Origin of the sequence: Massilia pinisoli (genome assembly GCF_024753285.1) — a bacterium.
GTDB lineage: Bacteria > Pseudomonadota > Gammaproteobacteria > Burkholderiales > Burkholderiaceae_D > Telluria > Telluria pinisoli.
Genome location: NZ_JANUGW010000018.1, coordinates 1 through 23385 on the forward strand (window position 1 = coordinate 1; position 23385 = coordinate 23385).

16 protein-coding genes are annotated in these 23385 nt (G+C 66.8%); 8 read left to right on the forward strand and 8 right to left on the reverse strand.

Annotation, left to right across the window (positions count from 1 at the left end; translation table 11 throughout):
- Positions 1–118: 118 nt before the first annotated feature.
- Complete coding sequence (locus tag NX784_RS20820) at positions 119–565, reverse strand: PACE efflux transporter (protein ID WP_258818612.1); 447 nt, start codon at positions 563–565, stop codon at positions 119–121.
- A gap of 88 nt (positions 566–653) precedes the next feature.
- Here NX784_RS20820 and NX784_RS20825 point away from each other — a divergent pair, with 88 nt between their 5' ends.
- Positions 654–1538 (forward strand): LysR family transcriptional regulator, encoded by an 885-nt coding sequence (locus NX784_RS20825; RefSeq protein WP_258818613.1) that lies wholly within the window; start codon positions 654–656, stop codon positions 1536–1538.
- A gap of 15 nt (positions 1539–1553) precedes the next feature.
- On the opposite strand, the gene NX784_RS20830 is transcribed toward NX784_RS20825, so the two are convergent.
- Positions 1554–2423: a hypothetical protein gene (locus NX784_RS20830; protein WP_258818614.1), complete on the reverse strand. Its 870-nt coding sequence runs from the start codon at positions 2421–2423 to the stop codon at positions 1554–1556.
- A 170-nt stretch (positions 2424–2593) separates the two neighbouring features.
- Between NX784_RS20830 and NX784_RS20835 the strand changes: the two genes are divergently transcribed.
- Positions 2594–2947, forward strand: coding sequence for a hypothetical protein (locus NX784_RS20835; RefSeq protein WP_258818615.1), 354 nt, complete (start codon positions 2594–2596; stop codon positions 2945–2947).
- A gap of 9 nt (positions 2948–2956) precedes the next feature.
- Here NX784_RS20835 and NX784_RS20840 read toward each other — a convergent pair whose 3' ends face one another.
- The 4 genes from NX784_RS20840 to NX784_RS20855 form a co-directional block, all read right to left on the reverse strand.
- Positions 2957–5026, reverse strand: a complete 2070-nt coding sequence (locus NX784_RS20840; protein ID WP_258818616.1) for a tetratricopeptide repeat-containing diguanylate cyclase — start codon at positions 5024–5026, stop codon at positions 2957–2959.
- A 205-nt stretch (positions 5027–5231) separates the two neighbouring features.
- Positions 5232–7022, reverse strand: coding sequence for an ABC transporter ATP-binding protein (locus tag NX784_RS20845; protein WP_258818617.1), 1791 nt, complete (start codon positions 7020–7022; stop codon positions 5232–5234).
- A complete protein-coding gene (locus NX784_RS20850; RefSeq protein ID WP_258818618.1) occupies positions 7012–8763 on the reverse strand; it encodes an ABC transporter ATP-binding protein in 1752 nt (583 codons plus the stop codon). Before NX784_RS20850 ends, NX784_RS20845 begins: the two co-directional genes overlap by 11 nt.
- Before the next feature lie 124 nt (positions 8764–8887).
- The gene (locus tag NX784_RS20855; RefSeq protein WP_258818619.1) at positions 8888–9724 is read right to left on the reverse strand and encodes a phasin family protein; all 837 of its coding nucleotides are present in this window, start codon (positions 9722–9724) and stop codon (positions 8888–8890) included.
- Between the two features lie 211 nt (positions 9725–9935).
- Between NX784_RS20855 and NX784_RS20860 the strand changes: the two genes are divergently transcribed.
- From NX784_RS20860 to NX784_RS20875, 4 genes are all read left to right on the forward strand, one after another.
- Complete coding sequence (locus NX784_RS20860; protein ID WP_258818620.1) at positions 9936–11210, forward strand: amidohydrolase family protein; 1275 nt, start codon at positions 9936–9938, stop codon at positions 11208–11210.
- A 145-nt stretch (positions 11211–11355) separates the two neighbouring features.
- A complete protein-coding gene (locus NX784_RS20865; RefSeq protein WP_258818621.1) occupies positions 11356–11886 on the forward strand; it encodes a GNAT family N-acetyltransferase in 531 nt (176 codons plus the stop codon).
- Between the two features lie 3 nt (positions 11887–11889).
- Positions 11890–12444, forward strand: coding sequence for a GNAT family N-acetyltransferase (locus NX784_RS20870; protein ID WP_258818622.1), 555 nt, complete (start codon positions 11890–11892; stop codon positions 12442–12444).
- 69 nt (positions 12445–12513) lie between these two features.
- On the forward strand, positions 12514–14208 hold the full coding sequence (locus NX784_RS20875) for a methyl-accepting chemotaxis protein (RefSeq protein ID WP_258818623.1): 1695 nt from the start codon (positions 12514–12516) through the stop codon (positions 14206–14208).
- A 1-nt stretch (position 14209) separates the two neighbouring features.
- On the opposite strand, the gene NX784_RS20880 is transcribed toward NX784_RS20875, so the two are convergent.
- Positions 14210–15286 carry an alpha/beta hydrolase gene (locus NX784_RS20880; protein WP_258818624.1) on the reverse strand — a complete coding sequence of 359 codons (1077 nt, stop codon included), beginning with the start codon at positions 15284–15286 and terminating at the stop codon, positions 14210–14212.
- On the reverse strand, positions 15283–18237 hold the full coding sequence (locus NX784_RS20885; protein ID WP_258818625.1) for an MGH1-like glycoside hydrolase domain-containing protein: 2955 nt from the start codon (positions 18235–18237) through the stop codon (positions 15283–15285). The genes NX784_RS20880 and NX784_RS20885 overlap by 4 nt, the downstream gene beginning before the upstream one ends.
- A 521-nt stretch (positions 18238–18758) precedes the next feature.
- Between NX784_RS20885 and NX784_RS20890 the strand changes: the two genes are divergently transcribed.
- Both NX784_RS20890 and NX784_RS20895 read left to right on the forward strand, forming a co-directional pair.
- Positions 18759–21608, forward strand: coding sequence for a TonB-dependent receptor (locus tag NX784_RS20890; protein WP_258818626.1), 2850 nt, complete (start codon positions 18759–18761; stop codon positions 21606–21608).
- 188 nt (positions 21609–21796) lie between these two features.
- Positions 21797–23308, forward strand: a complete 1512-nt coding sequence (locus NX784_RS20895; RefSeq protein ID WP_258818627.1) for a tryptophan halogenase family protein — start codon at positions 21797–21799, stop codon at positions 23306–23308.
- Positions 23309–23385 lie beyond the last annotated feature (77 nt).

Here is a 23385-nt window from a genome sequence, read left to right on the forward strand (position 1 = left end):
CCGTTAGCAGACGGGCGGTATGGCTCAGTGTACGAGCTTGTTGCTGATAGGACAAGTCGCGGGATGTACGTTGTACTTGGTCGTTGTGGCAGACTTTATTGTGTTGTGGCGAACTTTATTAGCGCGCCGCAGCGACGCCGGTCCTGCCCAGCGCCGCCTTCGGCAGGCCGAACACGAGGTCGAATGCCCAGTTGAACGCGAAGCTGTACAGCATGAAAAATACGACGAGGCCGATGTCGAGCAGGAAGGCGTCGCGCAGCGACGTGCCGAGCGCCCACGCGAACATCGGCACGATGGCGAGCACGAGGCCGCCCTCGAAGCCGATGGCGTGGACGACGCGGCGCACCACGCTGCGGCCGCGCGTGCCCTGGCGCGCTTCCCATGCTTCGAACAGCGAGTTGTAGACGACGTTCCAGATGACCGCGGTCGCCGACGCGAGGACGGATGCGAGGCCGGCGGCGCCCGCTTCGTGGCCGCCGACACCGGCCAGGCCCGCCGTCGTGCACGCGATGGCGATGGCTTCGTACAGTGCGACGTAGACGATCTTGCGTTGAATGCCCTGCATTGTGCTGTTCCAAAAAATGAGATGGCATGAGCATATGTCGGCCTGCCTGATGTATAAAGTCAGGATCTTTCAATTTGATTGACAGGTCATGGCGTTTTCCAGCGACAGCGTCCGTATCTTCCTCGCCGTGCTCGACCACGGCTCCTTTTCCGCTGCGGCGCGTGCGCTGGGGCGGGTGCCGTCGGCCGTCAGCATGGCCATTGCCCAGCTCGAGGCGGAGCTGGACCTGGTCCTGTTCGACCGAGCCGGGCGCGATCCGCGCCCGACGGACGCCGCGCGGGCGCTGGAACCGCGCGCCCGCCACGTCGCCAGCGAACTGCGGCGGCTGCAGGCCGATGCGCTCGCGCTGCACGGCGGGCTGGAACGGCGCCTGACGGTGGCCGTCGTGCCGGAGCTGATCGCGGGCCGCTGGAGCGCGCCGCTCGCGGTGCTGGCGCGCGAATTCCCGTCGCTGGAGGTGGAGGTGCTGTCGGCGCCGCAGGCCGACGCGCTGCGCCTGCTGCACGACGGCTGCGCCCACCTGGCTCTCGTGTTCGAGCGCGAACGGCTGGACGACCGCGAAGCGTTCCAGGAAGTCGGCAGCGAATTGCTCGTCGCGGTGGCGGCGCCGGAACATCCGCTGGCCGCCGGCTCCCCGCGGCTGGAAGACCTGATCGACGTGCGCCAGATCGTCGTGGCCAGCCGTGACGGCGCGGGCCGCGATCCGCGCTTCGTGCACGCGCGCGACGTGTGGCGCGTCGACAGCCATCTCGCCACCTTGAACCTCGTGCAGGCGGGCCTCGGCTGGGCGTATTTGCCGCGCGCCCTCGTGCAGCCGCTCGTGTCGGCCGGGAGCCTCGTCGAGATCCGCTTCGACAACATCAGCAATGTGCTGCGGCTGTGGGTGGACGTCGTGTGGTCGCGCGAACGGCCGCAGGGCCTGGCCGCGCGCCGCTACGTGGCGCTGATGCGCGAGGACTGGCGGACGGCATAGCCGTGTCAAGGATCGTCAGATGTCTGGCACGGGGTTCGTGCCGGCCGTCAGCGCATATGCCTTGCCGTCGAAGCGGTAGCGGGCGGTCTGGCGGACGTTTTCGGTGACGTGTTCGACGTCGGTGCCGTCTTTCCCTTCGCTCAGCGTATAGCGCTTGCCGGTGAAGTCGATCAGGATGTCGCGGTAGCCGCCGGGCTGGACGTCAGGGGCAAGGCGCATGTGTCCCTCGACGGTCCAGCATGCTTTCTCCTCGGGCGTGCAGGCGCCGCCGTTGCTGCTGCCTTCCTTGAACTGGCCCCGGTGCACGATGCCGTTGCCGATCTCGAAGACATCGGCAAGGTCGATCGAATAGCCCTGTCCCATGTCGCCCCAGGACAGGATGAAGCCGGGCCGGCCCGTGCCGAGCGCGACCCAGGTGGCGCTGCCGATGTTGCCGTATGGTCCGAGCTGGGCGGCGTTGGTGTGACGCTGGACGACGGTCCATCCGCTCTGCGCACGGCGCAGCAGGTAGACGTTCAGGATGCCCGCGGACCCGTGCGAGGCGAATTCCGGCTCGCCGTTGACGATCGCGGCGACGCGGCCATCCGGTAACGCGGCGGCGGAGACGAGCGTCATCACGACACCGGTGTCGGCGCCGTCGACCTTGACCGTGGCGTGCGCGCTCTTGCCCGCGGCGTCGCAGGCGGCGCCGAAGATCGCACGCATGATCTCGGGCGACCGCTCGCCGTCGAGTGCCTGCGGCGGCGCGACGGCGGCTGCGGCGGGTTGTGAGGACGGCGGCGCGGGCGGTTCGTGGCGCGAACAGGCGGCCAGCAGCGCGAAGCAGGCGGCGAACGCGAGGCGCCGGTGGATGGGGCCGAGGATCGGGATGTCGACCGTGGTCATGGTTCTCCTTGCAGGGTTGAGGTGCGTCGATGATGCCGGGTTTTGCCGTTGCCCGCGCGCCGGGTGCGGCTTGATTCGGCGCGGTATCGCGGCGGGCACCGTGGCGACGCGTGGCGTGCTACTTCATCCACGCCGAAAGGTATATATTTTGCAATAAAGGAGGACACAATATGAATCGTTTGTTCATTTGCAGCGCGCTGCTGGCGGCGGGGCTCCTGGGCGGCTGCAACCGCTCCCCCGACGGCGTGGGCCCGGCCCAGCAGGCCGGCAAGGCCATCGACGACGCGGGCGCCCGCGCGCAGGCGAAGGTCGATGAGGCCGGCGCCCGCGTGCAGCAGAAGCTCGACCACGTGAATGGCAAGATCGACGAGGTCAACGCGAAGGTGGAGGACAAGGTCCAGGCCCAGGTCCAGAAGGCCGACCAGGCCGTGCGCGAGGCGCGCGAAGGAGCGAAGGCCGCGACCGAGCGGGTCGGCCAGAAGGTGGAAGAGGCCGGTGAGAAGATGCAGCAGGCGGCGAAGTAACGCGCAGCGTTACGACGCCATCCTCAATTCCGGCAGCGGCGGCGTCACGACGGACAAGTCGATGAGTCCATCGCGCCACGCCTTCTCGATGTCCTGCTCGATCTCGTCCATGTTGGCCTGATCGAGCCCGGCCAGGCCGCGTACGCCGTAGGCGCGGTTGCGGCCGTGGCCCTTGGCCATGTACAGCGCCATGTCGACGATGTTGATCGCGCGTTCCCACGAGATCGACGCGGCGCCCGCGATCAGCGGGAAAGGCGCGAAGCCGATCGACACATTCACCGACAGCCGCGTGCCCTGGTAATCGATCGTCCGTTCCGGGATGCCGACCAGCAGCCGGCGCGCCACCTCGTCCAGGCTGCCCCGCGGCACGGCCGGCAGGAAGGCGAGGAATTCCTCGCCGCCCCAGCGCACGATCATGTCGGTCTCGCGCAGGATCTCGCGCAGCGCGTCGGCGATCTCGCGCAGCACGGCGTCGCCGGCGCCGTGGCCGTGCGTGTCGTTGATGTGCTTGAAGTGGTCGACGTCGAGCAGGAACATCGCGCTGACGATCTCGTCGCCGCTCGTGCTCGCGCCGCGGCGCTCGATCTCCTGGTGCGAGCGCATGAATTCCTGGAAGTGGCGGCGGTTGTACAGCGCGGTCAACGGGTCGCGCGCGCTCTGCTGCTTGAGTTCCAGGTTCTTTTCCTCGAGCTGCGCGTTGGCGTACCGCACCTTGCGGTACAGGATGCCGACGATGACCGACGCCAGCGCGAACACGAGCGCCAGCAGCCACCAGACGCGCTGCTGCAGGCGGCGGTTGTCGATTTCCGTCGACTTGACCTGGTTTTCCTGGCGCAGCATCTCGATCTGGCGCTGGCGCTTGTCGGCCTCGTATTTTTCCTGCAGCTCCATCATCGCCTTCTGGCGGCGCGTCTCGAACAATTCGTTCGACAGCGCACGCTCGCGATGGTACGCGGCCAGCGCGCCGGCCAAGTCGCCCGCCCGTTCGAGGGCGTCGCCGTATTCGACGAGCACGCCCTGCTGGTCCGGCTTGTTGCCCGAGCGCTGGTACCAGTCCATGCCTTCTTCGATGTGCTTCTTGCCCTCGGCCAGGCGGCCCATGCCCAGATAGGCCTGGCCCACGTTGACGCGGGCCGTCGCGGCGAGCGAGTCGTCGTGCAGCTTCTGCGCCTGGTCCAGCGCCTGCTGCGCATACGTCAGCGCGCGGCGCCAGTCCTGCTGGCGCAGATAGATATCGGCCAGGTTGACGAGCGTGTTCGACACCATCGCGTCGGCGCCGATGTCGCGTTCCAGCGCGAGCGCCGCCAGCAGCGCTTTCGTGCCGCGCGCGACGTCGCCGTTGCTGACGGCGAGGATCGCTTCGGTGGTCTTGAAGATGGCGAGGCGGCCCGGCGAGTCGATCTGTTTCGCGAGCTTTTCCGCTTCGGCGACGGCCTCGAATCCCTTGTCGAATTCGCGCATCTGGCCGTACAGATAGGCCAGCGACTTGAGCGCGATGGCGATCTGCAGCGGATCGCCGTGCTGGCGCGCGAGCGTCACGGCGCCCTGCAGCTTGTTCAGGGCGACGGGGAAGTTGCCTTCCTCGGCGAACGATTCGCCCGACGAGATCAGCACGAGGACGCGCAGGTCGCCGTCCGGGCTGTTCGCGGCGAGCCGCTCCGCTTCCCACACCAGCTGGTGCGACTGCACGGATTCGTTCAAGCCGAACACGGCATAGGCCTTCGACAGCAGCGCGCGTGCGACGAGGCTGTCGTCATGTGCCTGGCGGCCCTGTTGCAGCGCGTCTTCGCACAACCGGACGGCTTCCTCGTGCTTGCCGAGGCGGTGGCTCAGGTCACAGGACAGCGTGAGATAACGGGCTTGTTCGGCGGGGGAGCGGCGCGCCTCCGCTTCCAGTGCGGCCAGGCGCGGCGCGGCGCGTTCGGGCGTGACGCGGATGACTTCCGCGAGCTCCGTGTAGCGGTCCGACGTGGGGGCGGCGGCATCCGACGCCGTGGCGCTGCCGGCAGCCAGCAATAGCAAAGCCAGCAGCGCACGGCTGCGTCGGTGCTGCGATGCACGATAAAGGCCTGCCGACATAGTTCCCCGAGAAGTGTAGTCCCTCGATTTGGGACATCTCTTCACATGATTATAGGCTCTTGCAATTGAGAAAGATCAATATTTAGAACGATTATGCGTAAAACAGACAGTTTCGTATCGAAAAAAGCCGCGCGCTGATAAGAATGATGTTCAGATAACAAACATGTCATTATTTACATGATGCAGAAACGGCAATCACGGCGGGTCACACGCTCAGTTGCTGCAGCAGATACAGCCGCTGGTACAAGCCGCCTTCGATGCGCATCAAGTCGTCGTGGCTGCCCGCTTCGCTGATGCGGCCGTGGTTCAGCACGACGATGCGGTCGGCGTCGCGGATCGTCGACAGCCGGTGCGCGATGGCGATGATCGTCACCTGGCCGCGCAACTCGTCGAGCGCCTGCTGCACGATCTGCTCCGTCTGGCTGTCGATGCGCGACGTCGCTTCGTCCAGCAGCAGGATGCGGGGCCGGCCCGCGAGGGCGCGCGCGATGGCGATCAGCTGCTTCTGCCCGGACGACAGGCGCGAGCCGCCTTCGCCCAGCGGCGTGTCGTAGCCTTGCTCCAGCCGGGCGATGAAGCCGTGCGCGTGCGCGGCGCGCGCGGCCGCCTCGATCGCTTCTTGCGGCAGGCCGCGTCCCATGTCGATGTTCTCGCGTGCCGATGCCGCGAGCAGGAACGGGTCCTGCGGGACGAGCCCGACCTCGGCGCGGAAGCGCTCGTTGCCGATCGTGGCCAGGGGCTCGCCGAACAGGGTGATGGTGCCGTGTTCGAACGGGTAGTAGCGCAGCAGCAGCGACAGCAGCGTGGACTTGCCGCTGCCGGTGTGGCCCACGATGCCGAAGAAGGCGCCTTGCGGGATGTCCAGCGACAGGTCGTGCAGCACGGTCTGGCCGGGGACGTAGGCGAACGACAGGCCGCGCACGCGCACGGCCGGTACGTCCGCCGCGACGGGCTTCCGTTCGGACGTGGCGCGGCCGGCCAGGTGTTCGGCGGCGCCCGCCTCGTCGAGCAGCGCGGCCACGCGCGCCGTCGCGACGACGGCCTGCTGCAGGCCGGAGAACTGCATCGTGATCTGGATGAGGGGTTCGACGACCCGCGCGATGTAGCTGATGAACGCGTACAGCACGCCCACTTCGACGGCGTTCATGCTGCGCTGGCCGAAGCTGTAGATGACGACGGCCAGCAGCACGACGTTGAGGAAGTCGAGCGCGGGCCGCAGCAGGAAGGCGTTGGCGCGCAGCTCGGCCACGCGGGCCGTGTAGTGCTGGTCGTTCGTGTGCGCGAAGCGCCGGCCGAAGCGGTGCTGCGCATTGTTCGCCTGCAGCACGCTCATGCCGCCGATCGATTCCGCCATCTGGCCGTTGATGTCGCTGCGCAGCGCGCGGGCGCGCGTGACGGCGGGCGCGGACAGCCGCTGGTACAGCCACACGATGCCCAGCACCGCGGGCACGAGCGCCAGCACGATCACCATCAGGTGCCAGTCCAGCCAGGCCATCGCGATCGACGTGCCCACGAGGACGATGCTGGAATCGAGGATCACGAACAGCACCTGGATGTACAGCGTCTTGACGGCTTCCGTGTCGTTCGTGACGCGGCTCACGAGCTGGCCCGTGATGGCGCGGTCGAAGAACGCCATCGGCAGCCGCAATACGTGGCCGTACACCCACTCGCGCAGCCGCTGCACGGCGCGCATGGCGAGGCCGGACAGGCGCACGAGCTGTAAAAACCGTAGCCACGACGCGACCCAGCCGAAGACGACGACGCCGGCCAGCAGCCACGCCATGCGCGGCCAGTCGAGGCGGTGCGGGAGCAGGTGGTCGTCGATCAGCTTCTTGCCCAGCAGGGGGCCCAGCACTTCCAGGCCCGCTGCGACGACGAGCCACACGGTCGCCCACGCGAGGTGGCCGCGGTCGGGATGGGCGGCGCGGCGCAGCAGGCCGGCGGCCTGGCGCGCCTGCGCCGCGGTGACGCTCTTTTTGATGTCTTCAGACGGCATCGAGGCTGGCCTCCAGTTGCTGGTAGCGCCACTGGCTGGCGTACCAGCCGTCCAGGGCGAGCAGTTCGTCGTGCGTGCCGCGCTCCACGATGCGGCCGTCGCGCAGCACGACGATCAGGTCCGCGTTGACGACGGCCGACAGGCGGTGGCTCGCGATGATGGCCGACAGTTCCGGGCGCGCGCGGCGCACGTCGTTCAAGTGGTCGAGGATGTTCGTTTCCGTGCCCGTGTCGACGGCGGACAGTGCATCGTCGAGCAGCAGCAGGGCGCTCGTGCCGAGGAGCGCGCGCGCGATCGCCACCCGCTGGCGCTGGCCGCCCGACAGGGTGATCCCTTTTTCGCCGACCGGCGTATCGTAGCCGTCCGGGAAGCGCAGGATGTCGTCGTGGATGGCGGCCATCTTCGCCGCCTGTTCGATCTCCGCGCGCGACGCGCCGGGGCACGCGAGCGCGATGTTTTCCGCGATCGACGCGGAGAACAAAAACGATTCCTGCGGCACCCAGCTGATGTGCGTGCGCAAGGTGGCGAGCGCGTACTCGTCCAGCGCGTGGCCGCCCCATGTCACGGTGCCTTGCTGCGGCGTGGCCTGGCGCAGCAGCACGCGCAGCAACGTGGACTTGCCCGCGCCCGTCGCGCCCACGAGGCCCAGCGTCTTGCCCGGTTCCAGGCGCAGCGACACGTCGTCCAGCGCAGGACGCGCGTCGTCGCTGTACGCGAAACGGACGTGGTCCAGCACGAGCGGACCGCGCTGCAAGGTGTCGAGCGTGCCGTGGTCGTCGACGGTCAGGGGCGCGTCGAGCAGCGGCTGCAGGCGCGCCAGCGCGGCGCGGCCCCGTTCGATCAGCGACAGCACCCAGCCCGCCGCGAACATGGGCCAGATCAGCTGGCCCAGGTACATCGTGAAGCTCGTGAGGCTGCCGATCGTGATCTGGCCCTGCCACACGAGATAGCCGCCGAGGCCCAGCGTGAGACCCGTGGCCGCGGTGAGCGTGAGGCCGACGGCAGGTTCGTACGCGGCTTCCCATTTCTGTGCCGCGAGGCTGGCGTCGGCGGCGCGTGCCGCGAGCTGCGCGAACTGGTCGGCGCTGCGCTGTTCGAGGCCGAGGGCGCGCAAGGTGCGCACGCCGGACAGCGTTTCCTGCACGTGGTCGTTGAGCGCGGAAAAGCGCTTCAGCGAATCGGTGGACGCCTTGTGGATGTGGCCGGAGATGCGCCAGAACGCCAGCGCCATCAAGGGAAAGGGCAGCAGGGCGATCAGGGTGAGGCGCCAGTCCACGCCGAGGAACATGATGCCCAGTACCATGACGAGCGTGAGCGTGCCGTCGAAGCCGGCCAGCATCGCCTCGCCGGCGGCCTGCTCGATGGCGTCGATGTCGTTGGTGCCGAGCGCCATCAGGTCGCCCGTGCGCTGGCGCTGGAAGAACGCGGGACCTTGCGCCGCGAGGCGGTCGTACAGCTTCGTGCGCAGTTCCACGCCGAGCAGGTACGACGCGGAATACAGGCGCAGGCGCCACGCGACGCGCAGCCCGTAGATGGCGAGGCCGAGCCCGAGCAGCTGGCAGATCTGGATGACGAGGTCGTGGCCGGCCAGGCGGTGCGCGGCGAGGCCGTCGATCATCGCGCCGACCTTGCGCGGCACGAGCACGGTGCACAAGGCGACGCCGAACAGCATCACCGCCGACGACGCATAGGAACGCCAGTGGCGGCGCACGAAGCCGCCGATCAGCCTTGCCAGACCCATTGAAGCATCCTGTTGATTGTGGTGGGGCGCGCCAAAAGAAAAAGCGGGCACGCGGCCCGCTAATGTACTATTTTTGCCGATTCCGTGTGTCGGGTGGACCGTTTGCCGGCCCGCCCGACGGTGCTTACTTCTTGCGCGACGAGCGCGCCGACTTGCCGCCCTGCGTCACGACGCGCAGCGGCGGCGTGGTGTCGGCCGGCGTGACGATCGGCAGGTCGACTTGCGGGCCCGCTTCCAGCGGCACGGTGGAAGCGATCGGATGCTCGGCGGCGGCCGGCTTCGGCGCCACCTCGTTCAAGGCCTTGGACAGCGGCTTGGCCTTGGCGCGCGGCGTGTCGTCGGCGATGGCCGTTTCCACCGGATCGGGCGCCGGTGCCGCCGCTTCGGCGGTCACGGCCTCCGTCACGGTGGTCGTCGGTGCTTCGGCCGGCGCGGCGTCGGCGTGCGCGTGCACGAGCGGGTCGGCGCTGTGGGCGACTGCATCCAGCGCCGCTTCGGTCAGCGCCTCGCCCGTTTCGATGGCGGCCTGGGCGATCTCGCTGTTGACGGTCGTGGCATCGGCCGTCGCGATGGCCGCCTGCTCCATCAACTGCGGCACGGACGTTGGGATGTTCATCGTCGCGGCGGGGACGAGCTGCAGCGGCGACGGCTGCGTGCTCCAGGTGCGCTCGTGGGTGCCGGTGGCGATGCCCAGCAGCTCGCGGCCGTAGGTGAAGAATTGCTGCCACTGCCCTTGGGCCGTCGAGCCGATGGCGATCAGATCGCGCGGATTATTCGCTTCGAGCAATTGCTTGAACGTGCCCGCGGCTTGTTCGACCGATGCGCGGGAAGTCTTCATGTTGAGTGCAATCAGCTGTTCAGCGCTGTCGAGCGCGCGCTGGCTCAAAGCCCGGAACACGTCGAGCTGGGCTTCCCATTGGGACTTGCGGACGGCGGACAACTGTTCGGAAAGTAAAGTCATCGGAGTTCCTTGTCTTTCAGGTTATGACCGTTAGGTTTATGATGCACTGCAATAATACGAGTGTAAATGGCTTTATGCGGGTTGAAAAGCGAATTCTATGTTGTTTTTATAATGAAATCTTGCGGTGCAGCATTAGGGTTTGATATGGATCATTGACAAGATGATCATCGTGGTAATCTGATGTGGTTCCCACTCATCAGGAGTCATCCGCATGGACCTCGTCCTCCGCAACGCCACCCTGCCGGACGGCCGCCGCGTCGACATCGGCATCGAGGGTGGCCGCATCGCCGCCGTCGAGCCCGCGTTAGCGCTGCAAGGGGCGCGCGAGATCGACGTCGGCGGCGACCTCGTGACGCCGCCGTTTGTCGATGCCCATTTCCACATGGACGCCACGCTCAGCTACGGCCTGCCGCGCGTGAACGAATCCGGCACGCTGCTGGAAGGTATTGCGCTGTGGGGCGAACTGAAGCCGCAACTGGCGCAGGAGGCGCTCGTCGAGCGCGCGTTGCGCTACTGCGACTGGGCCGTCGCACGAGGGCTGCTCGCGATCCGCACGCACGTCGACGTGTGCGACGACCGGCTGCTGGCCGTGGAAGCGCTGCTCGACGTCAAGCGCCGCGTCGCGCCGTACATCGACATGCAGCTCGTGGCGTTTCCGCAGGACGGCCTGCTGCGCAGCCCGACCGCGCTCGCGAACCTGAAGCGCGCGATCCGCATGGGCGTGGACGTCGTCGGCGGCATCCCGCATTTCGAGCGCACGATGGCCGACGGCGCCGAATCCGTCCGGCTGCTGTGCGAATTCGCGGCGGAGCAGGGCCTGATGGTCGACATGCATTGCGACGAAAGCGACGACCCGCTGTCGCGCCACATCGAGACCCTTGCCGCGGAAACCTTGCGCCTGGGCTTGCAAGGCCGCGTGGCCGGGTCGCACCTGACGTCCATGCATTCGATGGACAATTACTACGTGAGCAAGCTGCTGCCGCTGATGGCGGAATCCGGCGTCGCCGCGATCGCCAATCCCCTGATCAACATCACCTTGCAGGGCCGCCACGACACCTATCCGAAACGGCGCGGCATGACCCGCGTGCCGGAACTGCTGGCGGCCGGCGTGCCGGTGGCGTTCGGCCACGATTGCGTGATGGACCCGTGGTACGGCCTCGGCTCCGGCGACATGCTGGAAGTGGCGCATATGGGGTTGCACGTCGCGCAGATGACGGGGCAGGCCGCGATGCGCCAGTGTTTCCAGGCGGTGACCGAGACGCCGGCGCGTATCCTCGGCCTCGCCGGCTACGGCATCGCGCCGGGCTGCCGCGCCGACCTCGTCTGGCTCGATGCCGGCGACCCCGTCGAGGCGATCCGCCTGCGCGCGGCTCGCCGGCTCGTGGTGCGCGCGGGCCGGGTCGTCAGCGAGGCGCCGCCCGCGCGCGCGACCTTGCGCTTGCCGGACCGGCCGCCGACGGTCGATTTCCGTTTGGAACGTAAATAGCAGGCGGGACAGTAACGCAGGGCATGAAAACTTTCCTACCTTAATTCAGCGGAAATTTTCTACGTCCCCTTACGGGTTTGGCAGCCGTGCGGCCAAATCATTCGGTAAAATCTTGCGCTTTCGATACATCCCAGCAGGGCACGCAGTGAAAGATATCCAGATCCGTCCAGCAACTGAAAGCGATTTCAATGCGATGTGGACCATCTTCCAGGCGCACGCGGCCGAGGGCGAAACGTATGCCCAGGATGCCGGGACGAGCCGCGAAGAGACGTACGACTATTGGTTCGCGCCCGAGGCATCGACCTATGTCGCAGTGCGCGGCGAGGATCGCCTCCTGGGGATGTACAAGCTGCAGCCGAACCACGTGGGGCGCGGCGCCCACGTGGCGAACGCATCGTACATGGTCAGCCCGAACGCGCAAGGCGTGGGCGTGGGCCACCTGCTCGGGGAGCACAGCATCGGCGAGGCGCGGCGCCAGGGCTATCTCGCCATGCAGTTCAACTTCGTCGTCAGCACGAACAACCCGGCGATCCACCTGTGGAAGCGGCTCGGCTTTTCCATCGTCGGCACCTTGCCGAAGGCGTATCGGCACCGCCGGCTGGGCTATGTCGACGCGTACGTGATGTACAAGCTGCTGGAAGACCCGGCGCGCTGGCCGCTGCCGGAAGAAGACTGACGCGTGGAGATCGCCGCGACAGCGCGCCTGCGCCTGCGTACCGTCCACCTCGGCGATGCCGACTTCTATCTCGCGCTCGTCAACGACCCCGGCTTCCTCGAACACATCGGCGACCGTGGCATCCGCACGCGCGACGATGCCGTGCAGGCGCTGCTCGACGGGCCCATGGCGATGCAGCGCGCGCGCGGTCATTCGCTGTACGTCGTCGAGCTGAAGGAGGGCGGGGCGCCCATCGGCATGTGCGGCCTGATCAAGCGCGAAACGCTGGACGGCATCGACATCGGCTACGCCTACCTCGCCGCGCATCGCGGCCGCGGCTATGCCTACGAGGCCGGCATGGCCGTGCTGGGCCTCGCGCCCAGGCTGGGTCTGACGCGCGTGCTTGCGATCACGTCGCCGAACAACGTCGCGTCGAACGGCCTGCTGCGCAAGATGGGCATGCGGTTCGAACGCGTCGTCCACCTCGTGCCGGGCGACGCGGGCAGCAATCTGTACAGCATCGATATCGAACAGAGCACAGAATGTTGCCGTACGGACACAAATATTCACGAATTGTAACGCCGTCATTGGCTTTGTAGTTTCGCTTGGTCATCATTCATTCTGACTCTGTGAATGGTAGCGATCATCATGAAACTCGTGAATTTGAAAATCTCCGTGCGCCTGGGCTTGCTGGGCGGGTTTTTCCTGCTCGCCATGCTCGTCGTCAGCGTCAATGCCTGGCGTGCGCTGGGTAACGCCAACGAGCGAGCTTCGGCTGCGCTGACCAAGGTCGAGGCACTGGCCCAGGCGGCGGACATGGCGCGCAGCGCCCAGGTGGAATTCAAGATCCAGGTGCAGGAATGGAAGAACATCCTGATCCGCGGCAGCAACGCGGCCGACTTCAAGAAATATCAGGACGGTTTCGAAAAGAGCGCCGCCGGAACGCTGGGCGAACTCGACAAGCTGAAGACGGTCCTGGCCGCGCAAGGTGCCGCGACGGACAAGGTGGACGCTGCCCAGGCTGCGTTGCGCGAACTGAACGACCACTATCACGCCGCGCTGAAGACCTACGACGGTGCCAACCCGGAGAGCTACAAGCTGCTCGACCAGCAGGTCAAGGGCATGGACCGGGCGCCGACGACGCAGATCGACGGCATCGTCAACGGCATCCAGGATTATGCGAAGACGACCATCGCGGCGATGCGCCGGGACAAGGAAGCCGCCGAGCAGGCCGAGCGTCGCCTTGCCATCGTCACCTTCGCCACCGTGCTGCTCGTGGCGGCCGCCGTCACGACGTGGCTCGCGCGCAGCATCACGCGTCCGATCCACGATGCCGTGACCATCGCCCGCACCGTCGCCGCCGGCGACCTCACGCATCCCATCGTCGTCGACCGCAAGGACGAAATCGGGATGCTGCTGGACGCGCTGCGGCACATGCAGGGCAGCCTGGCCGGCATCGTCGCGCGCGTGCGCAGCGGCACCGATACGATTTCCGTGGCCACGAGCGAGATCGCCCAGGGCAACCAGGACCTGGCCGCGCGCACCGAAGAGCAGGCCAGCTCGGTCGAGGAGACGGTGGCATCGATGGACCAGCTGACGACCTCCGTGCGCGCCAGCCGCGACAGCGCGGACCACGCGAAGCGCATGGCCAACGAGGCCTCCGGCGTCGCCACCCGCGGCGGCGCCGCCGTGGCGCAGGTGGTCAGCACGATGGGCGAGATCGACGCCGCGTCGCACAAGATCGTCGACATCATCGGCGTCATCGATGGCATCGCGTTCCAGACGAACATCCTTGCCCTGAACGCGGCCGTGGAAGCGGCGCGCGCCGGCGAACAGGGTCGGGGCTTCGCCGTCGTGGCCTCCGAAGTGCGCACGCTCGCGCAGCGTTCGGCCAGCGCGGCCAAGGAGATCAAGGCGCTGATCGGCGATTCCGTCGACAAGGTCAAGACGGGCACGCGCCTCGTGGGCGAGGCCGGCGGCATGATGCAGGACGTGGTGGACAGCGTGCAGCGCGTGGCCGGCATCATCGCCGAGATCACGGACGCGGCCACGCACCAGAGCGACGGCATCACGCAAGTCAACGAGGCGATGGGGCAGATGGACGCCGTCGTGCAGCAGAATTCCGCGCTGGTGGAAGAAGCGGCCGCCGCGGCGGACGCCCTGCAGCAGCAGGCGCTCGCACTGGCCGAGGCAGTGGGCGTGTTCCGCCTGGCCGGCGATGCGCAAGCTCGCGACACCGCGCCCGTAGCGCATGTCATTCCGTCTGCGCCCGCGCGCAAGGCCGTGGCCGCACCGAAGCGCGAGCCGGCGCTCGCGGACGCCGACGGCTGGGAAACGTTCTAAATCACTGGCGTGCCGAGCCCCACGGGAAGAACCACGTGAGCGGCTTGTCGACGCGCGCCGCCCACGACGCCTCGTTGTGGCGCCCGCCCTCGGCCTTGTAGAACAGCAGGTCGTCGCCGTCGCGCCAGCCCTTCGCCAGCATGGCGTCGCGCATCTTCGTCGTGTCGTCCAGGCCGTCGTCGCGCGTGCCGGCGTCGAGGTAGAACTTCACGGGCACGCGGTCCGGCACCTTCGTCAGCAAGGTCCCGTTGTTCCACCAGAACGAGCTGGAGACGCCGCCCGCCTTCGAGAAGATGTCCGGATGGTGCTGCCCGATCAGCACCGACGCGATGCCGCCCAGCGACGAGCCCATGATCGCCGTCGTGTCCTTGCCGGGCAGCGTGCGGTACGTGCGGTCGACGTACGGCTTCACCGTCTCCACGATGAACGCGTCGTACGCGGCCAGCTTGCCGCCGCCGTATTTCGGGTCGCAGCAGGGCGTGTATTCGGCGATGCGCTCCGGCGTGTTGTCGATGCCGACGACGATCACCTCGTCCATCACGCCCGTCGCCACGAGGCGGTTGATCGTCTCGTCGATGCCCCATTCGACGCCGAACGACGCCGTCTTCGCATCGAACAGGTTCTGGCCGTCGTGCATGTACAGCACGGGATAGCGCTTGGCCAGGTTCTCGCCGTAGCTGGGCGGCAGGTAGATGCGGAGCGCGCGCTTGTTGGAGAGTTGCGGCGAGGCGACGTCCTTCACGATCGTCACCTTGCCGAACGGCGCGCCGAAGAACGGGTAGATGTCGAGCGTCGAGCCGGCGGCGAGCTTGTACACGCCGCCGATCGACACCTTGTCCGCGCCGAGCGTCGGTTTCATCTGGATGTCGCCCAGCGCGTCCGGCCACGTGAACGTCCACACGTTCAGCGGGCCGAGGTCGCGCGTGGCGGGCACGCCCTGCGACCAGCCGGCGGCGCCCTTGTCGGCGCGCACCTGGATGACGTCCTTTCCCGCTGCGTAGTGCACGCGCACGGTGGTGGCGCCGGCCGGCGCCTGCGCGAGCAGCAGGGCCGCCGCGGCGATTGCGAGGTGTTTCATGGTTCCGTTCCGTCGATGGCCAGCAGCCGCACGCCGTAGATGTCGAAGCGGTTCGACGGACCATCGGTGCCGCCGGCCGCGCTGAAGCTGCGGTTGCTGTCCAAATAACTCATGTTGTAGAAGTCGCTCATCTCGATCCGGTACGGCATGTTCGCCTTCAGGTGTGCCGCGAGCGGCGTCGAGTACACAGTGGGCGTGTTCGCCTTGTCGATGCGCGCATGCGGCAGTTGCACGACGCCCTGGGCGACGATGCGGCCCGACGCATCCTTGAGCGCCAGCCATTTTACGCCACCGCTGATCCCGAGGTTCACCTGGTTGGCGCCATTGTGGTACCGGACCTGCAGGGCGTAGCGTCCGGCCGCGGGCACGCGCACGTCGCGCACCGTGAAGCGGTCGGCCGGCTGGCCCCAGTTCGCGCGATGCGGCTGGGCGAAGCGCGCGTTGGCCGGCGCGATGCCCAAGTTCGATTCGACACGCGCGTCCGCCGCGGCGATGATCACGCCCGCGTCGACGCAGCGCGGCACGCTGTGGTGGCTGCGGTTGCCCGACGCCGCGTACTGCGCTTCAACGGCATAGCACGCGGTCGCGCTGCCGCGGGCGTCCGTCCACGCACCGGCGGCCACGTTCGATGCGACCAGCTTGCCGTCGCGGTAGACGTTATAGGTGATGCCGGCCTGCGTATCGGCCTGTGTAGCGGCCTGTGTAGCGGCCTGTGTAGCGGCCGGTGCGATCGTCACCGTCGTGCGCCCGCCCGCGCGCGCGAGGCCGTCGATGCGCGGTTCGCGCGGGCCGAACACGGACGACGCTTCCTCGTACGGATCGGCGTTCACGCGGTGGATCGCGGTGTCGCCGGCGACGAGGTCGCCCAGCCGGACTTCGATGGCGCTGTGCGCACCCAGCGCGCGCCACGGAATGCCGCTGCCCGCCGGCTTGCCGTCGACGAGGATCTGCTTGACGGCGTAGTAGCCGCTGCTGCCGGCCGGCGGTACGGGCGGCAGCACGAGCTTGACGTCGATGGCGTGGCCTTGCAGGCCCAGGTTGTACAGCGCGATGCCGTCGCCGCCCGCGAACACGCCGCCGCGCAGCTTCGCCGTCACGAAGGGCTGTATTTCAATGCCGTCGCGGGTCGTGGACACGCCGAACACGTCGCGGATCACCATGCCGAGGTAGGCGCCCACGGACCACAGCTGGCGTTTCGAATTGATGACGGGCCCGATCAGGTTCGGATGCGCCTCGTCCAGCAGCAGCGGCTGGCCGGACAGCCATTCCAGGTTCTCCATGTTCGACAGGTTCAGCGCGGCACCGCGCATCAGCGCATCGTACGCCGCGTCGGCGACGGCGACGTTGCGGCCGACGATGGCGGCGCGCAGGCCGTAGGCCGTGACGAACGGCCACATGGCGCGGTTGTGATACACGGGCATGTCCTGCTGCTGCGGCCAGATGACGGGCGCGCCCATCGGCCCGTGCGGATAGCTGGCCAGGATGCGCTGCGTGCGTGCGCCGTCCGCGACGCCGGTGACGATGGCGAGCGCTTGCCCGAGCCAGTCGAATTTGTGCAGCGGCGCGCCGTCGAAATGCGCGGCCGTGAGGCTGCTGTACATGCCCGCGTCGTCCAGCCACAGGCGCGCGTTGATGGCGCGCTTCAGGTCGCGCGCCCAGCTTTCATAGCGTGCGGCGCGGGTCTTGTCGCCGTGTTCGCGCGCGAGCATCGCGGCCACCGTCAGCGCCTTGTAGTGGCCCACGTTCGTCGACAGCGCTTTCGCACTCGCCATCGACGCGATGTCGTCCGTGATCCACTTCGCGTAGGTCTGGTCGCGCCAGTCGAGGAACGATTCCTCGCCCGTGTACAGGCCCGTCGTGGCGTCGAACGCGGCGATGCGGTCGTTCTTGATCGTGTTCGACAATGCCTTCAGCGCCTGCGCGGCGAACGTGGTGCGCTCGTCCGCGGGCAGCGTCTTGAGGACTTCCTCGGCCGCGAACGCCCACGTGATGCGGTCCGTGCTGACGGGCCAGCTGCCACCGCTCCCGGTATCCTGCACGACCTGCAAGCCGTCCGGCGTCCCCGCGACGTGGGGCGCCTTCGTCACGCCCGCGCGCCAGCCGGACAGTTTGAACAGCAGCGAATTGCGCACGCGCTGCGGGTCGAGCATCGCCAGGCCCAGGTCGGCCGCATACGACAGGTCGCGCGTCCACACGTAATGCCATTTTTCGCCCGTCTCGAAACAGTCGCACGGGATCGCGGCGCCGCCGTTGTAGTTCCCGTCGCGGATCTCTTTTACCGAGTCCAGCTTCATCTCGTGACCGGCCAGCGCGAACAGCGCGTCGAACGCGAGGTTGCCGCTGCGGACCTGCGGCAGCGACGCGTCCTCGTCGTAGGTCGTCGATTGCGGGCCGGGATCGCGCAGTTGCTGGGTCGTCGATTGCGCGTAGCTGCGCAGCGGCGCCTGTGGATCGCGCACGGAAAAGCGCGCCGTCTCCTCCTTGCCGTCCCAGGTGGGGAAGGTGAGGGCGGCCGTCGCGCCCGCGCCCGCGTGCGGGTCGCGCGCAGGCGCCGGCGCGGGCGTCTCGAGCTTCGTGACCGTCAGCACGGGATGCTTCGGATCGGACACGTCGACGCGGAAGCGGAACGTGGCCGTCTGCTTCGTGAACAGATAGTCTTCCGGCCCCGCTTCCGTCGCCAGCGGATACGGGGCGCCGGGCTTCACGGTCACGCTGGCGGCCGGATTCGCGACCCATTCCGCGGCCCAGTCGCGGCTGCCGACCTTGAATGCGTGGTTGCCGGGGCTGACGAGGATGTCGGCCTGGTAGACGTCCTTGCCCTGGTAGGTGAGCACGTTGTCCGTGCCCCAGCCGTTGAAGGCGCCGCGCACGTAGACGTCGTAGTGCAGAGGCGGTGCGGCCACGGCGACCGAGGAGACAAGAACGGTGGCGAAAAGGGTCGGCTTGATCATGAGATTCGCTTGTCGGCGTAGTGCAACTACAAGAAGGCATGCAGTTGATTGCATTAAGGCAATGAATTTACTACATCATTGTCCGGAGAATACTACACACCCTTGAGGCCAGCAACGCGCACAGGGGCGACGGACACTAGTTTTGCTACACCGATCCGCGAGCCCCGGGCAATACCAAATGTGGGCAAATTCCAACGCTCTGTAAAGCTACTACGGGAATTTGCACAAAGATGGTGCAGTTTTGCCCTTATTTGATGCACGGAAATCAATTTGTAGCCCGACTACACGGACGATACGTATATTTTGTAGCTCGAATACAACGGGAATCGTCGTTTTTAGGGTAAAACGGCGTAAAACCCCTACATTCTCGTAATTGAAAGCAAGTCGCGTTGACACTGAATCTAGTTTTAATACAGAATCCTTGACGGAACGTATAAGAACGTTTGCTTCTGGCCTCCCGTGTGCGGGCTCACGCTGTCGTCCTCGGGAAAATAATGAGATCTGATGATTTGAGGGGACAAATGAAGATTTTTAATGGCAAGCACGCGCGCAACGGCGCACTCGTGTTCAAGCTGAGCCCGGTAGCTGCCGGTTGCACCGTGTTCCTGTCGGCGCTGGGCGCCAACGTGTACGCGCAGGACGCCGCCGTATCGCAAGCCGTGCAGGCGACGGATGCCAATGGCAATCCGATCAGCCAGGTGACCGTGACCGGTATCCGCCGCGGCATCGAGGCGGCGATCTCCATCAAGAAGAATTCCAATTCCATCGTCGAGGCGATCTCGGCGGAAGACATCGGCAAGCTGCCGGATGCGACCGTCGCCGAATCGATCTCGCGCCTGCCGGGCGTGACCGCACAGCGCGACAAGTCGTCGGGCCGCGCGTCCGCGATCTCCGTGCGCGGTCTGTCGCCGGACTTCAACGGCACCTTGCTGAACGGCCGCGAGCAGGCGACGTCCGGCGACGGCCGCGGCGTCAAGTTCGACCTGTACCCGGCCGAGATGCTGGGCACCATCACCATTTACAAATCGCCGGACGCCAGCCTGATGGGCCAGGGCATCGCGTCGACGATCGACCAGCGCACCGTGATGCCGCTGGACTTCGCGAAGCGTACCGTCGCCATCGGCTACAAGTCCATGCGCTTCGGTGAGCACAACAACGGTCTCGCCAGCGGCACCGGCTACCGCAGCACGCTGACCTACATCGACCAGTTCGCGAACCGCACGATCGGCGTCGCGCTGGGCGCCGTGAAGTTCAACGACACGGGCGCCGAACAGTTCCAGGCCGACGGCTGGGGCGGTGGTTCGGGCTCGGCCACGTACAACGGCCAGACCGTCAAAGTGCCGAACGGCTTCAAGACGGACGTGCAGCGCGACCCGCAGACGAACAAGGGCGTGATGGGCATCCTGCAGTTCCGCCCGAACAAGGACTTCGTCACGACGGTCGACCTGTTCCACTCGAAGAACACCGACAACACCAAGAAGACCGGCCTGGAAGGCTCCGTCTGCGGCAGCACCGGTTCGTACGACCCGAACGGCGTCCTGACCAATGCCACCATCGTCGACGGTGTGGCCACCTCCGGCACCTGCACGAACTTCAAGGGCGACGTCCGTAACCACATCGAGGCCGTGACCGACACGCTGAATTCGTGGGGCATCAACAGCCGCCTGCGCCGCGACGGCTGGACCGTCACCGGCGACGTGGCCGGCTCGAAGGTCAAGCACGACTCGAACCGCTATGAAACGACGGCCGGCCAGCCGGGCGACGCGACGAACCTGTCCACCATCTCCTGGACCGGCTACGGCGGCAACGACAACCTGGCCCCGAAATACACGACGTCGCTGAACTACGCCGACCGCAGCCAGGTCGTCCTGACCGACCACGCGGGCTGGGGCGGTGGCCTGACCGGCAACCCGCAGGCCGGCTACGTGGCCGTGGGCGTGACGACCGACGACGTCAAGTCGTACCGTCTCTCCGCCAAGCACGACCTCGAACTGGGTCCGCTCACCGCCGTCGAATTCGGCGTCAACCGCACGAACCGCAACAAGGGCCGCGACCAGAACGAAGGCAACCTGACCGTCGGTACCGGTCCGTACGGCTCGGCACCGGTGCCGGGCACCGACGTTGTCGTGACGCCGCAATCGGGCATCCCGGTCGTCGCCTGGAACCCGCTCGGTTCGCTGGGCACGATTTACCAGCTGCTGCCGAAGGTCGACCAGCCGATCCAGACGGACAAGAACTGGGACGTGTCGGAAAAGGTCTCGACCGGCTACCTGATGGGTAACCTGGAAGGCGAGCTGTTCGGCCTGTCGTACCGCGGCAACGTCGGCGCGCAGTACATCCACACGAGCCAGGGCTCGACCGGCAGCGTCGTCGACACGAGCAATTGCGCGGGTAACGCCGGCCAGCCTTGCCCGGCCTATGTGATCCAGGGTCACCACTCGTACAATGACTTCCTGCCGAGCATGAACCTGGGCTTCGAGCTGCCGCATGACCAGATGTTCCGTATCGGCCTGGGCAAGACGCTGTCGCGCACGAAGATGAACGACCTGCGTCCGGGCGGCGGCGTCAGCGTGGACCGCGGGCACGTGGGTGGTGCGATCCTGTCGGGCAGCGCCGGCAATCCGAACCTGGAGCCGTTCCGTGCGAAGGCGCTGGACCTGTCGTGGGAAAAATACTTCTCGGTCAATGGTGCGAAGGGTTACGTGGCCGCAGCCGCCTTCTACAAGAAGCTCGACACGTACGTGCTGACCATTCCTAAAGAAGTCGACTTCGCGACGAGCGGCCTGCTGAGCGCCAAGACCCCGCTGCCGCCTTCCGGCTCGACCATCGGTATCCTGAACACCCCGGTCAACGGCTCGGGTGGCAACATCAAGGGTATCGAGCTGACGGCGTCGCTGCCGTTCGCCATGGTGACCAAGTACCTGACCGGCTTCGGCGTCGAGGTCAACTACTCGAACACCTTGAGCTCGGTGAACCTGCAGACGACCGGCCTGACCGTGGAAGACACGGGTGGCGTCAGCACGATCCCGCTGCCGGGCCTGTCGCATACGGTGACCAACGCACGTGTCTACTACGAGAACGCCGGTTTCCGCGTGTCGGTGGCTGCCAAGAAGCGTGGCGACTTCCTGGGCGAAGTCAGCGACTTCCAGGACAACAACCAGCTCACCTTCATCCGTGGCAACACGACTGTCGATGGGCAGATGAACTACGACTTCCCGGCCACGAGCGCGCTGAAGGGCCTGACGCTGTCGGCGGCCGTGAACAACTTCACGAACTCGCACTTCATCCGCTTCGCGGGCAAGCGTGACAGCATCGCGGAAGACATCAGCTTCGGCCGTACCTACAGCGTGGGCGCGAGCTACAAGTTCTAGTAGGGTGAACGGGTTTCCCGTCCACGCGTTCAATCACCGGTCGAGCGCCGCGACAATGCAAACGCCGGTTGGACGCGTGGACGGCGGAGCCGTCCACCCTACGGTATCCTGTCGGTGTCGACAGTTACGCAAGCACCCCTGCCGGCCCTGGTCAGCAGGGGTGTTTTTTCATGATCGCGAGACCCAGCATGCAAGTCCCTCACCTGAACACCATCGTCATCGTCGGCGGCGGCACCGCCGGCTGGATGACGGCCACCGCGCTCGCCACCGCGCTGCGCGGCCGCTACCGCATCCGGCTCGTCGAGTCCGACGAGATCGGGATCGTCGGCGTGGGCGAGGCCACGATCCCGATGATCCAGCGCTTCAATACCGTCGCGGGCATCGAAGAGGCCGAGTTCCTGAAAGCGACCAACGGCACGTTCAAGCTCGGCGTCGAATTCGTCAACTGGGGCCGCCGCGGCGACCGCTACATGCACGGTTTCGGGCGCCTCGGCCAGGATTTGTGGATGGTCGGCTTCGAGCAGTACTGGCACAAGATGCGCGCGCTGGGCAAGGCACGCGACCTGGCCGACTACTCGATCACGCGCGCGGCCGCGCGCGCGAACAAGTTCATGTTGCCGCGCACCGACCTGGGCAACTCGCCGCTGGCCGAGATCACCTACGCCTATCACTTCGACGCCGGCCTGTACGCGCGCCACCTGCGCAAGTTGTCGGAAAGCCGCGGCGTCGAGCGCATCGAAGGCAAGATCGTGCGCGCGACGCAGCGCGTGCACGACGGCCACGTGGACGCCGTCGTGATGGAAAACGGCGACCGCATCGAGGGCGACCTGTTCATCGACTGCTCGGGCTTCCGCGGCCTGCTGATCGAACAGACCCTGGCGACGGGCTACGAGGACTGGAGCCACTGGCTCCCGTGTGACCGCGCGCTGGCCGTGCCGTGCGAATCGGTGCCGGTCCTCACGCCGTACACGCGCGCCACCGCGCACCAGGCGGGCTGGCAATGGCGTATCCCGCTGCAGAACCGCATCGGCAACGGCCACGTCTATTGCAGCCGCTACATCAGCGACGACGAGGCCGCGCACGTGCTGCTGTCCAACCTGGACGGCAAGCCGCTTGGGGACCCGCGCCCGATCCGCTTCACGACGGGCATGCGCAAGAAGGCGTGGGAGAAGAACGTCGTGGCGATCGGCCTGTCGAGCGGTTTCCTGGAGCCGATCGAATCGACGAGCATCCACATGATCCAGGACGCGATCCAGCGCCTGCTCGATTACTTCCCCGACCAGGGCTTCAGCCAGCCGGACGTCGACGCGTTCAACCGCCTGTCGCGTTTCCATTACGAGCGCACGCGCGACTTCATCATCCTGCATTACTACGCGAACCAGCGCGACGACGCGGAGTTCTGGCGCGCCTGCGCGCACATGGAGATTCCGGCCGCGCTGCGCGAAAAGATCGACCTGTTCCGCACGCACGGCCGCCTGCGCCGCGTCGACAGCGAGCTGTTCACGGAAGTCGGCTGGCAGCAGGTCCTCGTCGGCCAGAACATCCACCCGCAAGCCTATCACCCGCTGGTGGACGTGCAGTCGGAAGAGGGCATCCAGGAATACATGGACAGCGTGGCCGACGTCATCCGCCAGTGCGTCGACTACATGCCCGATCACGCTGCGTTCATCGCCGAGTATTGCAAGGCGCCCCCGATGTAAGCCCCGCGCCGCCCGGATGCGCCAGCCGGGCGGCGTCCTCCTCCCCGATTCCCTCTCCAGTGCCCTCAGCCGTTCCC

Bases quoted from the DNA above. Each gene is read 5' to 3' on its own strand.
- NX784_RS20820 (WP_258818612.1), bottom strand. From the start codon at position 565: ATGCAGGGCATTCAACGCAAGATCGTCTACGTCGCACTGTACGAAGCC.
- NX784_RS20825 (WP_258818613.1), top strand. From the start codon at position 654: ATGGCGTTTTCCAGCGACAGCGTCCGTATCTTCCTCGCCGTGCTCGAC.
- NX784_RS20830 (WP_258818614.1), bottom strand. From the start codon at position 2,423: ATGACCACGGTCGACATCCCGATCCTCGGCCCCATCCACCGGCGCCTC.
- NX784_RS20835 (WP_258818615.1), top strand. From the start codon at position 2,594: ATGAATCGTTTGTTCATTTGCAGCGCGCTGCTGGCGGCGGGGCTCCTG.
- NX784_RS20840 (WP_258818616.1), bottom strand. From the start codon at position 5,026: ATGTCGGCAGGCCTTTATCGTGCATCGCAGCACCGACGCAGCCGTGCG.
- NX784_RS20845 (WP_258818617.1), bottom strand. From the start codon at position 7,022: ATGCCGTCTGAAGACATCAAAAAGAGCGTCACCGCGGCGCAGGCGCGC.
- NX784_RS20850 (WP_258818618.1), bottom strand. From the start codon at position 8,763: ATGGGTCTGGCAAGGCTGATCGGCGGCTTCGTGCGCCGCCACTGGCGT.
- NX784_RS20855 (WP_258818619.1), bottom strand. From the start codon at position 9,724: ATGACTTTACTTTCCGAACAGTTGTCCGCCGTCCGCAAGTCCCAATGG.
- NX784_RS20860 (WP_258818620.1), top strand. From the start codon at position 9,936: ATGGACCTCGTCCTCCGCAACGCCACCCTGCCGGACGGCCGCCGCGTC.
- NX784_RS20875 (WP_258818623.1), top strand. From the start codon at position 12,514: ATGAAACTCGTGAATTTGAAAATCTCCGTGCGCCTGGGCTTGCTGGGC.
- NX784_RS20880 (WP_258818624.1), bottom strand. From the start codon at position 15,286: ATGAAACACCTCGCAATCGCCGCGGCGGCCCTGCTGCTCGCGCAGGCG.
- NX784_RS20885 (WP_258818625.1), bottom strand. From the start codon at position 18,237: ATGATCAAGCCGACCCTTTTCGCCACCGTTCTTGTCTCCTCGGTCGCC.
- NX784_RS20890 (WP_258818626.1), top strand. From the start codon at position 18,759: ATGAAGATTTTTAATGGCAAGCACGCGCGCAACGGCGCACTCGTGTTC.
- NX784_RS20895 (WP_258818627.1), top strand. From the start codon at position 21,797: ATGCAAGTCCCTCACCTGAACACCATCGTCATCGTCGGCGGCGGCACC.